10 protein-coding genes are annotated in these 12,375 nt (G+C 69.9%); 4 read left to right on the top strand and 6 right to left on the bottom strand.

Annotation, left to right across the window (positions count from 1 at the left end; all coding sequences use genetic code 11):
- Nucleotides 1-386: 386 nt before the first annotated feature.
- The 4 genes from VET29_RS34045 to VET29_RS34030 all read right to left on the bottom strand — a co-directional run bounded on the left by VET29_RS34045 (nt 387) and on the right by VET29_RS34030 (nt 5,897).
- Nucleotides 387-857 carry a hypothetical protein gene (locus VET29_RS34045; protein ID WP_324928469.1) on the bottom strand — a complete coding sequence of 157 codons (471 nt, stop codon included), beginning with the start codon at nt 855-857 and terminating at the stop codon, nt 387-389.
- A 52-nt stretch (nt 858-909) separates the two neighbouring features.
- Entirely contained in the window at nt 910-3,570 is a 2,661-nt protein-coding gene (locus VET29_RS34040; protein WP_324928467.1) for a GNAT family N-acetyltransferase, read from the bottom strand.
- A 6-nt stretch (nt 3,571-3,576) separates the two neighbouring features.
- Complete coding sequence (locus tag VET29_RS34035) at nt 3,577-4,752, bottom strand: acetoin utilization protein AcuC (protein WP_324928465.1); 1,176 nt, start codon at nt 4,750-4,752, stop codon at nt 3,577-3,579.
- Between the two features lie 173 nt (nt 4,753-4,925).
- Nucleotides 4,926-5,897 carry a sulfurtransferase gene (locus VET29_RS34030; protein ID WP_324928463.1) on the bottom strand — a complete coding sequence of 324 codons (972 nt, stop codon included), beginning with the start codon at nt 5,895-5,897 and terminating at the stop codon, nt 4,926-4,928.
- Between the two features lie 159 nt (nt 5,898-6,056).
- On the opposite strand from VET29_RS34030, the gene VET29_RS34025 reads away from it, so the two are divergent.
- The 3 genes from VET29_RS34025 (at nt 6,057) to galE (ending at nt 9,056) form a co-directional block, all read left to right on the top strand.
- Nucleotides 6,057-6,752: a metal-dependent transcriptional regulator gene (locus VET29_RS34025; protein WP_324928461.1), complete on the top strand. Its 696-nt coding sequence runs from the start codon at nt 6,057-6,059 to the stop codon at nt 6,750-6,752.
- Between the two features lie 139 nt (nt 6,753-6,891).
- Nucleotides 6,892-8,061 (top strand): galactokinase, encoded by a 1,170-nt coding sequence (gene galK / locus VET29_RS34020; RefSeq protein ID WP_324928477.1) that lies wholly within the window; start codon nt 6,892-6,894, stop codon nt 8,059-8,061.
- Between the two features lie 29 nt (nt 8,062-8,090).
- On the top strand, nt 8,091-9,056 hold the full coding sequence (gene galE, locus VET29_RS34015; RefSeq protein ID WP_324928459.1) for a UDP-glucose 4-epimerase GalE: 966 nt from the start codon (nt 8,091-8,093) through the stop codon (nt 9,054-9,056).
- Here the strand turns inward: galE and VET29_RS34010 are convergent.
- Nucleotides 9,031-10,698, bottom strand: coding sequence for a DUF4192 domain-containing protein (locus tag VET29_RS34010; RefSeq protein ID WP_324928457.1), 1,668 nt, complete (start codon nt 10,696-10,698; stop codon nt 9,031-9,033). The genes galE and VET29_RS34010 overlap by 26 nt on opposite strands.
- Here VET29_RS34010 and add point away from each other — a divergent pair.
- Nucleotides 10,657-11,673, top strand: a complete 1,017-nt coding sequence (add, locus tag VET29_RS34005; protein WP_324928455.1) for an adenosine deaminase — start codon at nt 10,657-10,659, stop codon at nt 11,671-11,673. The two genes, VET29_RS34010 and add, sit on opposite strands and share 42 nt — an antisense overlap.
- 114 nt (nt 11,674-11,787) lie before the next feature.
- Here the strand turns inward: add and VET29_RS34000 are convergent, their stop codons facing one another.
- Nucleotides 11,788-12,312, bottom strand: a complete 525-nt coding sequence (locus VET29_RS34000) for a TrmH family RNA methyltransferase (protein WP_324928453.1) — start codon at nt 12,310-12,312, stop codon at nt 11,788-11,790.
- Nucleotides 12,313-12,375: the final 63 nt, after the last annotated feature.

The raw sequence follows: 12,375 nt of genomic DNA, 5'->3' as shown, positions 1-12,375 counted from the left end.
CAACGACCACCCTGCGCAACAACGCCACCGACACGCCCCGCCACAACGGACAGGACAACATCACCAAAGCCCTGCACCACATGACGCCCGCCCCACCCGACCACCCTCCCCGCACGAACCTCCCCGCACGCCCCCCGCACGAAAGTCCCTTTCGTACGCCCCCGGGGGACCCCCGGTTTCAACGCTACGGCAAGGCACCGACAGTTCCGGGCCCACAACCGCCAACTGGCAACAGGTTCACCCCAGAAACCCGTACGAAAGTCCCATTCGTGCGCCAGGGGGTCCCCCGGTTTCAACGCTATCAGTGAGGGCCGACATTTCTGCCGTGTCGCAAGGAAGTGCCCGGTCGTGGCTGGGGCGGGCACGACCGGGCACCTGGCTGACGATCAACTCTTGCGTTGTTCCGCCTTCAGCACCACCGTGCGGGTGCCGAGCGGCGCGTCCAGCTCAGCGGTCAGCTTCGGGTAGCGCAGGTCCATCGTGCACATCTTCGGCGTGGCCGGCACGGTTTCCACCATCAGGACCACGACCTGCGTGTCCGTCTGCTGCGGCACCTCGACGCTGGCCCTGCCGCAACCACCCTCCTGGGCGACCACTCCGACGGTGCGGCCGCCGTCCTCGGTCCACACCAGTACCGGGTAGCCCTGCGGCAGCCCTGACGTGTCGAGTTGCTGCTGTGTCACCGGCGTGCCACCGGCCGGCGGTGTCCTCGCCGGCTGACGATCGGGAGTGGTCGTCGTCTCCGAGGTCGCCGTCGGCCGGTCGGCGCGTGTTTCCTGGGTGTCCTGCGGGTTGGCGCAAGCGCTCGCGAGCAGGAGCAGAACGCCAGCGCCAACAACGGTTCCTAGGCGTCTCATGCGGGGAGGACGCGACCGGACGCCCGCCGGGTTGCACACGGCCACGCAAACCCTACTTTCGTATGGACCTCAGCCGCCGCGGACCGCTGTCCTGCTGCGAAGGGGGTGGTCCGACCCGCACCCGGGCGCCAACGGCCCGCGCACCGGCCGGGCCGGACAGGATGGGCTCAAGCGCGAGCCAGCGGACCTGCGGGACATCCTCGGCGAGCGCCGCCACCCGAAGCACCAGGTCGGCGAGCGCGTCGAGGTCCACCGGCTCGCCGCCGCGGTATCCGGTGAGCAGTGGCGCGGCCTTCGGTGCCCGCACGAGCGCCGCCGCGTCCGTGTCGGTCAGCGGCACCGCCCGGTACGCGCGGTCGCCGAGCAGATCGCTGACAACCCCGGACAGCCCGAACGACACGAGCGTGCCGAACGACGGGTCGTCCTGCAGACCGATCGAGCAGCCGATTCCCTTGTGCGCCATGCGTTGCACGTACAGATCGGCGACCTCGGACAGCTCCGCGAGGTCCGCGAACGCCGCCCGTACCGCCTCACCCGTCGCGAGGTCGAGCCGCACGCCCTCGAGGTCCGGACGCCGCCACCACCGGTCGCCGGTCGCCTTCACCGCCACCGGATAGCCCAACTCCTCGGCCGCGGCGACGGCCTCGTCCGCCGACGTGACCGTCCGATGCGGCACGACCTCGATGCCGTAGCAGGAAAGCAGTCGCACGGCGTCCGCGTCGGTCAGCTCGACCCCGCCATCGTCCACTGTGGACGACACGAGTGCCCTTGCCGTCTCCGCGTCCACGTTCTCCGGGCGCGCGGGGTGCCCCTGCGGCGCGGACCGCCACGCGGCGTACCGGGTCGCACGGGCCAGCGCCTGGACCGCACGTTCCGGGCTCGGGTACGACGGAATCGAGCCACGTGCCGGTGAGCCGTCCGGTCCCGCCACCGCCAACTCGGCTGGGATTCCTTCCGTGGCAAGGAATGTGGACACGATCGGCTTGTCGCCGGCCGCGACCTCCCGCAGTGCGCGCGCGTACGCGGCACCCGGGGTCGACAGCGGTGGGACGAACACGACGACCAGCGCGTCGACGTCGTCACGGCTCAGCTCGGCGCGGACGGCGTCGGCGAGCACGTCCGGAGCGGCCGACGAGCCGACGTCCACCGGGCTGCCCGCCAGCTCCAGCCCCTGCCCGAGCGCGACATCCGCGGCGAGCACGCCGATGGCCGACGAGTTGCCGACGACCGCGACCCGAACGCCCTTCGGCAACGGCTGGTGGGCCAGCAGAAGCGCGGTGTCGAAGAGCTGCGCGATGGACTCCACGCGGATCACGCCGGCCTGCTCGAACAGTGCCTGCACGCTCGCCTCGTCCACCTCGACCGAGGTCGCGGCGAGCGCCGGCAGCACGGCGTTCCGGCCGGACTTGACCGCCACGATCGGCTTGACGCGCCCGAGCCGGCGCGCGAGGCGGGCGAACTTGCGCGGGTTGCCGAACGACTCCAGGTACAGCAGCACGACGTCGGTCGCCGGGTCGGTCTCCCAGTACTGCAGCAGGTCGTTGCCGGACACGTCGGCACGGTTGCCGGCGGACACGAACGTCGACAGCCCGAGCCCCCTGGCCTTGGCGTCGGCGAGGATGGCGATGCCGAGCGCGCCGGACTGGCTGAAGAAGCCGGTACGGCCACGGCCGGGCAGGACCGGTGCGAGCGTCGCGTTGAGCCGTACCTCCGGGTCGGTGTTGACGACCCCGAGCGCGTTGGGCCCGACCACGCGCATGCCGTGTGCCCTGGCCTCGGCGACCAGCCTGCGCTCGACGCCTTCCCCCGCCGGACCGCTCTCCCCGAAGCCCGACGAGATGACGACGAGCGCCTTGACGCCCTTGGCGAGGCAGGCGTCCATCACCTCGTCCATGTGCTCGGCGGGCACCGCGACCACCGCGAGGTCGACGGGATCGGGGATGTCCAGCACGTTGGCGTAGGCGCGGACGCCCCGCACCGAGCGGCGCTCGGCGTTGACCGGGAAGACCGGACCGGCGAAGTCGGCCCGCAGCAGGTTGCCGAGGACCGCGTAGCCGACCTTGTCCGGGTCCGCGGACGCGCCGATCAGCGCGACGGAGCGAGGATGCAGGAGATTGTGGACGCTGCGGGCCTCGGCCGCCTGTTCACGCGACCGGCCGACGGCCACGGACTCGTCGGTGGGATCGATGGCGAACTCGAGATGGAAGACGCCCTCCTCCATCTCGCGGGCGAGGTGGTAGCCGGCGGCACGGAAGACGCCGAGCATGGCACCGTTCTCGGCGAGCACCTCGGCGACGAACCGCTGGATGCCGCTCTCCCGAGCCGCGGCCGCGAGGTGTTCGAGGAGGATCGGTCCTAGCCCGCGGCTCTGATGCCGGTCCTCGACGACGAACGCGACCTCCGCGGTCGGCCCCTTGTCGATGCGCTCGTACCGCGCGACCGCGACGATGTCGTCACCCAGCGACGCGACGAACGCAACCCGGTCGCGGTGGTCGACGGTGGTGAAGCGTTCGAGGTCGCGGGGCGGGATCTGCGGGTAGGCCCCGAAGTAGCGAAGGTAGCGGGTGCGCTGGGACATGCGACCGTGGAAGGCGAGCAGGGCCTCGGCGTCGCTGGGCACGATCGGTCGCAGGTGGACGGTGCCTCCGTCGGACAGCACCAGGTCCGCTTCCCAGTCCTTGGGGTAGTCGAACGGATCCGGGTGCTCGTCCATGCGGGGTCAGTCCCTCGGATCGTCCGGATCGAGGCCGTGCAAGGGGAAGACGGCGCGGCGCGTCTCCTTGATGACGCTGTCGATCCGCTCGCCGTCCTCGCCGTCCCAGGGTTCGAAGTCGACGCTCTGGTTGTCGCTCATGGTCGTCGGCAGCTCGGCCGTGGGCGCGATCTTGTCGACGAACCGGGTCCACTCGCTGGGCAGTGTGGTGTCCTTGGCGATGTCCCGATCGAGCACCGTGGCGAGCAGATGGGTCCACGACCGGGGAACGACCCGCAGCAGGGCGTAGCCACCCCCGCCGGCGGCCAGCCAGTTCCCACCCGCGTACTGGTCGGCAAGCGCCCGCACGGCCTGGTAGATGGTCCGGTGCCCGTCCACGGAAAGTGATAACGAGGCGAGCGGGTCCTCCTGATGGGTGTCCACGCCGCACTGACTGATGAGCAGTTGCGGTTGGAACTCCTGCAGAAGCGAGGGAACGACAGCGTGAAAGGCCCGCAGCCAGGCGCGGTCGCCGGTGAGCGGCGGCAAGGCAACGTTGACGGCGGAACCGAGCGCATTGGGCCCACCGGTCTCGTCGGAGAAACCGGTGCCGGGAAAGAGGGTCAGTGGGTTCTGGTGGAGCGAGACCGTGAGCACGCGGGGATCGTCGTAGAACGCGGCCTGGACACCGTCACCGTGGTGCACGTCGGTGTCGACGTAGGCGATGCGCTCGAACCCGTTGTCGAGCAACCAGGAGATGGCGACGGCGAGGTCGTTGTAGACACAGAAGCCGTGCGCGTGGTCCCGCATCGCATGGTGCAGACCACCGGCGATGCTGATGGCGCGTTTGGTCGTGCCGGCCGCGATCTGGCGGGCGGCGAGCAACGAGGATCCGACCACCCGCGCGGACGCCTCGTGCATGTGGTCGAAGACGGGGTTGTCGGACGTACCGAGCCCGTGGCCGACATCCCACCCGGCCATGGGCGCCTCCCGCACGGCGGCGACGTAACCGGCGTCGTGAATCCGCTCGATCTCCTCGTCGGTGGCCTCTTCCGGGACGAGAAGTTCGACGCCGTCGAGCACCCCGAGCGCCGAAGCGAGCCGAATGGTGAGCTCCAGCCGGATCGGATGGAGCGGATGCTCCCCGCCGAGGTCGTACCCAAGCAGGGAGGAGTCCCACACAACCGATCCAGGCAAGCCCATGACGCAACCCTATCCACCCGAGCCGACCAGAGCCCGCCCACGACCCGCACTGCATTCTGTATGCAGATAACCGGCACGGGTATTGAACAAAGGCGTGGCAGTCAGCCAAGTCCGCGAGGCGGTGCTTCGCCGCCCTGCCCGGCGTGCAGTGCTGCCGGGCCGCTCGACGTCGGTCAGGCGGGCTCCGCGCCGGTTGCCACCGGCCGATCCGGATCCGCGCTCCAGTTGGACCACGAGCCGGCATAGAGCGTGGCCGGCGCCTCAGCGCCGGTGATCCCAGCGACCTCCAACGCCAACACAACGGACGTGGCGGTGACCCCGGAGCCGCAGTAGACGCCGACCCGTTCCCCGCCCACATCTTTCCCGCCCACATCTTCCACGGTCACGTCGTCCACGTCCGCTCCTTCCCCGTCCGATCCGTCCACGGACCCGTGTTTCGCGTCCGGTCTCCCGTTCGCCTCCGCCTTCACGGGCACGCCCGCCTTCGCGAAGTGCTCGGCCAGCTCCACAGGCGTGCGCCATCGGCCGTTCTCGCCCGTGTGGGCTGCGAACGGCGCGTTGCGCGCCCCCGGCACGTGACCGGCCTTCGGGTCGATCGGTTCCACCTCGCCGCGGTAACGCTCCGGTGCACGTGCGTCCAGCAGCACGCCCGTGCGGGCAAGCTCCGCCGCGCCGTCGGCGTCCACCACCGGCATATGGCCGGGACGAACCGTCACGTTCCCCGGCGCCGGGGAAGGAACGTCGGTGGTCACCGGACGTCCCTCGACCTGCCACGCGGCGTAACCGCCGTCGAGCACCCGCACCCCGTCGTGACCGGCCCAGCGCAGCAGCCACCACACACGCGCGGCGACCGACCCGTTGTCCGCGTCATAGACGACGACCGGCGCCCCGTCGCGCACGCCGGCAGCCCGCAGCACCCGCTGCAGGTCGTCCGGCGCCGGCAGCGGGTGACGACCCCCGGGCCCCGGCGGCGCGGCCAGATCGGCGTCCAGGTCGAGGAACACGGCGCCGGGCAGGTGTCCACGCGCGTAGTCCTCGCGCCCGGGCGGCCCGCCCAGCCGCCACCGCACGTCGAGTAGGACGGGCGGCTCCGCCCCGGACAGCGACACGGCGAGGTCGGTGGTCGAAACCAGCGGAGAGGTCACCCCGCTATTCTTCACTCATCCCGACCTGCCGTGCCGTCCCGCAGCGGGCATTCGCGCTGCTCCCACGGTGCGCTGCCACGCTCTGCTCACGGCCCGTGACCGCCACACTGCTCCAACCGAGCGAGCGACTAGCATGGTTGATGACGAAGGGGAAGCGGCGTGAACGAGCTCATCGACACCACCGAGATGTACCTCAAGACGATCTACGAACTTGAGGAGGAGGGCGTCGTCCCACTGCGCGCCAGGCTCGCCGAGCGCCTCGGCCAGAGCGGTCCGACCGTGAGCCAGACCGTCGGCCGCATGGAGCGGGACGGCCTGGTCGTGGTCGCGGGTGACCGCCACCTCGAGCTCACCGAGCACGGGCGTGCGCTCGCCGTGACGGTCATGCGCAAGCACCGGCTCGCCGAACGCCTCCTGGTCGACGTCATCGGCCTGGAGTGGGAGCACGTGCACAGCGAGGCATGCCGCTGGGAGCACGTGATGAGCGAGGCCGTCGAGCGCAAGCTGGTCAAGCTGCTCGGCAACCCCACCACGTCGCCCTACGGCAACCCCATCCCCGGCCTCGACAAGCTGGGCGAGGGCGAGCCCGCCCCACCCGTCGAGGCCGACCTCGTCCGCATGGACGACGTCGCCCGCCGCGGCGGCGGCAAGGTCGAGGTCCGGCGCATCGCCGAGCACGTCCAACTCGACCCCGACCTGATGGCCGAGCTCAAGAGCGTCGGCGTCGTGCCAGGCCAGACCGTGCACGTCGGCCCCTCCAAGGGCGACGGCAACACGATCGAGGTCAGCGGCGAGCACAGTTCGACGCAGGTCCCGCCGACCGTGCTGCACGCCGTCCTCGCCCGCGCGAAGTGACAGCCACCGCGACGTGACCACCACCAACGAGCGCGACGGCAACGACGCACGCCCCGACACCAACACCACCACGGCCCCGCAGGGGACGGACCACACCCAGGCCGCCGCCGAGCAGGCCGAGCCCGACGGTGGGCAGAGCGTGGCCGCTCACGCAGCCGCCGAGTTCCACTCGTTGTTCGGCCGTCAGCCCACCGGCGTGTGGTCAGCTCCCGGACGAGTCAACCTGATCGGCGAGCACACCGACTACAACGACGGTTTCGTGCTCCCATTCGCGCTGCCCTACCGGATCGCCGTCGCCGCGTCCGCCCGCTCCGACGGCATGCTCGCGGTCACCACCGTCGGCGACGACGGCCGTCCGCAGCAGGCCGGGCCCGTCCGAATCGCCGACCTCGCACCGGGATCGGTCAACGGTTGGGCGGCATACCCATCCGGAGTGGCCTGGGTGCTGCACGCCGAAGGGTTCAGCGGCGGCGCCGACCTGGTTGTCGCCGGGGACGTGCCCGCAGGCGCGGGTCTGTCCTCCTCTCATGCGTTGCAATGCGCGACCGCGTTGGCGTTGCTCGGGTTGGCCGGGGTTGAGCTGGACGAGCCGGACGCGCCGAACCGCACGACCATCGGCAGGTGGGTGCAGCGCTCCGAGAACAACTTCGTCGGCGTCCCGACCGGTCTGCTCGACCAGACCGCGTCGCTCTCGTGCGTGCGAGACCACGTGCTGTTCCTCGACGTACGCTCCGGAGAGATGGAGCAGGTTCCTTTCAACACCTCCTCTGCTGGTTTGGCCGTTCTGGTCATCGACACGAAGGCGAAGCACTCGCACGCCGACTCCGGCTACCGCGAGCGCCGCGCCGGCTGCGAACGCGCCGCGTCGATCCTCGGGATACCGGCACTGCGGGACGTCACCGAGGCCGGCCTCGACGACGTCCTCGCATCACTGCCCGACGACCTGCGACCACTCGTCCGACACGTGGTCACCGAGAACGAGCGCGTCGTGCGCACCGTCGAGCACCTACGCGCCAGCCGCATCGCGGACATCGGCGACCTGCTGACCGCATCCCACGCGAGCATGCGCGACGACTACCGCATCTCATGCCTTGAGCTGGACGTAGCCGTCGACACGGCACTCGACGCCGGCGCGCTGGGCGCGAGGATGACAGGCGGCGGCTTCGGCGGCTCGGCGATCGCGCTCGTGGCCGCCGACGCCGTGCGGTCGGTCGGCGAGCGTGTGCAGGCGGCGTTCGCCGCACGCGGGCTCACCGCGCCGGGTCTGTTCACGGCGGTCCCCTCCCCCGGCGCCGGCCGGGACACCTGAGTCCTGCCTTCAACGAAACGGAGAATGTGGTGAAGCTGCTCGTCACGGGCGGTGCCGGGTACGTCGGAAGCGTGTGCGCGGCGCGACTGGTGAAGGCTGGGCACGAGGTCGTGGTGCTGGACGACCTGTCGACCGGCCACGCCGACGCCGTTCCCGAGGGCTGCCGGTTCGTCCAGGCCGATCTCGCCGAGGCCGCCGGCGACCTGCTCGCCGAGGGCGGCTTCGACGGCGTGCTCCACTTCGCGGCGAAGTCACTCGTCGCCGAGTCGATGAGCGATCCCAAGAAGTACTGGGACGGCAACGTCGTCACCTCTCTCCGTCTGCTCGAGGCCGTGCGGACCAACGGGGTCCCACGACTCGTGTTCTCCTCCACGGCCGCCGTCTACGGCGAGGCCGAGGTCATCCCGATCCAGGAGACCGCGCCGACACGGCCCACCAACACCTACGGCGCGACCAAGCTGGCCATCGACCACGCCATCACCTCGTACGCACAGGCGCACGGACTGGGTGCCGTGAGCCTGCGGTACTTCAACGTCGCCGGCGCGTGGGGCGGCTTCGGTGAGCGCCACACGACCGAGACCCACCTCATCCCGCTGGTCCTGCAGGTCGCCCTCGGTCAGCGCGCGGCGATCCACGTCTACGGCGAGGACTACCCGACCACCGACGGCACCTGCATCCGCGACTACATCCACGTCGCCGACCTCGCCGAGGCACACCTGCTCGCCCTCGAACACGCCAAGCCCGGCAGCCACCGCATCTACAACCTCGGCAGTGGCGCAGGGTTCTCGGTTCGAGAGGTCATCGAGGCCTGCCGGAAGGTCACCGGTCACCCCATTCCCGCCGAGGTCAAGGACCGCCGCCCCGGCGATCCACCCGCGCTTGTGGCGGCGAGCGACCGCGCCCGCGACGAGCTCGGCTGGAAGCCGGAACACGTCGACCTGGAGGTCATCGTCCGCGACGCATGGGAGTTCACCCGGGCCCGTTCCGGTCAGTAGGTGGTGGCAGGAAAGCGGTGAGGGCGTCCATGACGACAGTGCGGCGAACCGGCTCATCGGTCTGGATGCCCAACACCACCGCTGCCCGCTGACTCAGGGCGCCTGGCGATATTCGGATCGACTCCGCGACCCGCACGGGTTGGGTGACCTCCGGCGGACCACCACCGGCGTCCGAGTGGCCAGCACTTCCGGCACCATCCGTCGGGATCGTGGTCGAAGCCGGCACAGCGTCCGTACCCGACGGGTCGCCGACACACGCCAGGTCGGTCGCCGCCGGCTCGGATGCATCCGTCACCAGATCAGCAGCCTCCGGTTCCGGGGACGTGTCCCACGGCGGGTCGTCGTCATCCTCCGGTTCCAGCTCCGTTTCTTCCCCGTGGTTCCTCAGGATGCTCGTCATGAGCATGCTTCTCAGGTGATCCGGTGGGATGCCCATACGCAACGCCAGGTCCAGCAGCACCGCCGTCTTGTGCGTCGGGTTCGAGTCCATGACGATGCGCAGTGCGAGCGCGGCGAGGATGCCGGCGCCGCGAAGGTAGGCCGACATCGCCAGCAGGAACGCCGGTTCGGCTCGTTCCGGAGCCGGCAGCGCCCGCACCAGCCCGGTCCACAGACGCTCCGCCGATTCCCGCTCCTCGGACAGCACCACCGCCAGGCATTCGTCCTTGACCGGTTCCCGGGACAGGGCCACCGCCAGCCGGACCAGTTGGTAGTCGGTCAGTGTCGGCAGGTCGTAGGAGGTCGCCGCCATGTCCAGCATCAGGCCCAGGAACTCCAGGTCCCTGTCGCGATCATCGTCCGCATACGGCCGGGCCGGCATCTTCCAGTAGACGTCGAGCAGTTTTCTCCTACGTGCCAGCGTTTCCTCCGGATCGGCGGCCAGGTGTGCGGCTATCGCCTCGCGGTTCGGGTAGGTCGTGTCACCCGCTACCGCGCACGCGGCCGCCAGCGCGGAGGACTGCGGGTCCGGAACGACGTCCGTACACAGTGGATCGTCGTAGCACTGCCACTGCTCGCCATGGGCGACCTTCTCGACCCAGGCGGCATGGGTCAGCAGGATGTCCCTGTCCGCCAGCATCTTTCTCAGGGACTCGATGAGCTCTCGCTGTTCGTCCGCGGCTTCTCCGATGGCCACCGCCACCACCGCCACCGCCTCGTTGATGGCGACCGCGTTCACCAGCTCGGCCGCGACCAGCGATATGTGCTCAGGCTTCGGTAGATCCACGCGAATCGTGGTGGACAACGCGAGTTCCGGGCAGCGGCGGAAGGTGTACAGCACCAGTGATTCCGTTGGCGGGAAACCGAGGACGTAGGGAATGCCGGCGACCAGTTCGGACAGGTCGCGCTGCCGGATGTGCGTGTGTGGGACGAAAGTTGTCATGGGTCCACAATGCCCGCCCCGGCGACAGCGCGTGGGGCAAGAAGTCCGATCTGTGGATAACTGAGTCTGTTGTGGACAACTGCTCCGGTCAGGCACGGAAATGTCGGTGGAGCGGTGTACGGTGCCGCCCTTCACGGGCCCACCGATGAATGGTGACTTTCGCAAAACTCGTCCTGGAACCAACAAGAAATTGTCGGCGTCCTCGTGCACCATGGCCTTGTGCGTGACTTCATCCAGCAACTTCCCAAGGTCGAGCTCCACGTCCATCTCGTGGGCTCGGCCTCCGCCGACACTGTCCTGGAACTGGCCCGGCGCCACCCCGACCAGGACGTCCCGACGGAGCGCGAGCGGTTACGCGCCTTCTACGAGTTCACCGACTTCGCGCACTTCATCGAGGTGTACGTCAAGGTCACGAGGCTCGTGGTCACGGGCGCGGACATCACCGCGCTCATCGTCGGGCTCGCCCGTGACCTCGCCGCCAACCGGGTGCGCTACGCGGAGGTAACGGTCACGCCGGTGCCGCACGTCATGGTCGGCATCGAGCCCGACGAACTGGCCGAGGCGCTCAACATCGGGCGGCGCCTCGCGCGTGAACAACACGGTGTCGAACTGGCCTGGGTGTTCGACATCGCCGGGTCACTCGGCTACGAGGCCGGCGTCCAGACCGCGGAGTGGGTGCTGCGGTACCGACCGGACGGCACGGTCGGGTTCGGCCTGGGCGGCAACGAGGTCGGCGTGCCGCGCGAGCGCTATCGCGTACCGTTCGACATGGCTCGCGACGGCGGTCTGCACCTCGTGCCCCATGCCGGCGAGACAACCGGACCGGAGACGATCTGGTCGGCACTAGTCAACCTGCATGCCGAACGCATCGGTCACGGCACCAGCGCGGTGCGCGACCCGAACCTGCTGGCGCACCTGGCGGGCGAGGGCATCCCCGTCGAGGTGTGCCCCAGCTCCAACATCCGCACGCGAGCGGTCCCGACGCTCGCCAGGCATCCGTTGCCCCGGCTGATCGACGCGGGTGTGCCGGTCACGCTGGCCACCGATGACCCCGGCATGTTCCATACAGACCTCAATCAGGAGTACCTGCTCGTCCACGAGCATTTCGGACTGAGCCGAGGGGACCTGGCCGACTTAGCCAGGGTCGGCGCGCGCGCCGCGTTCTGCGACGCGGACCGCGCGTCGGCCTTGCTGACCGAGATCGACACGGCCGAGCACGCGATCGAGAACGGCTGACCGGCGCCTGCTGGACCCGGGAAGCAGGCGCCGGAACGCAACGACCAGCAGGCCACGACCACGAAGGAAGGTACGACCGATGAAGTGAAGGGGCGGACGGGACAACAGCGCGGGTCACACGAGCCCAGCGAGCTTGTAAACGACGAGTGAGCCGGCAACGGCCATGTTGAGAGACTGGCCTGTGCCCAGCATGGGGATCTCGACGGCCATGTCCAACAACTCGGTCGCTTCAGGTGGGATGCCGTCGGACTCGTGGCCGAGCACCACGACCGTGCGGCGCCGTGCCGGGCGCAGCTCGACGAGGCGGATCGACTCGTCGGTCAGCTCGACGCCGATCACGTGGCTGCCGGCGATGCGCTGGGCGGCGAGCCAGGCGAGTGGCTCGTTCACCCAGTGCACGCAGGAGGGTTGGCGCAGGGTGTTGCCCTTGGCGAGCGCGTCGCGGATCCAAGGTTTGCGCGGCACCGCGAGACATGCGCCGACGGCGTCGCTGGTGCGGAGCAGTGTGCCGAGGTTGACCCCGTACTTGGGCCAGAGTGGCGCGATGACCAGGTGATCCAAACAGGGGTTGGGGCGCCGACGTCGCACGTCGCGTAGCTCGGTCCTGGTGCGCACCCACATCGGACGGGGCGCGTTCACGGCGCGTCCGGGAAGGTCCTTTCGGCCATGGGAGGCGGCGTTTCGCGGCACGCCGGAGCCATC

This window comes from Actinophytocola sp., assembly GCF_035634895.1.
In the GTDB taxonomy this organism is placed as follows: domain Bacteria; phylum Actinomycetota; class Actinomycetes; order Mycobacteriales; family Pseudonocardiaceae; genus Actinophytocola.
Note: the sequence above shows the minus strand (reverse complement) of the source record. Positions and strands in the feature narration are given on the sequence as shown.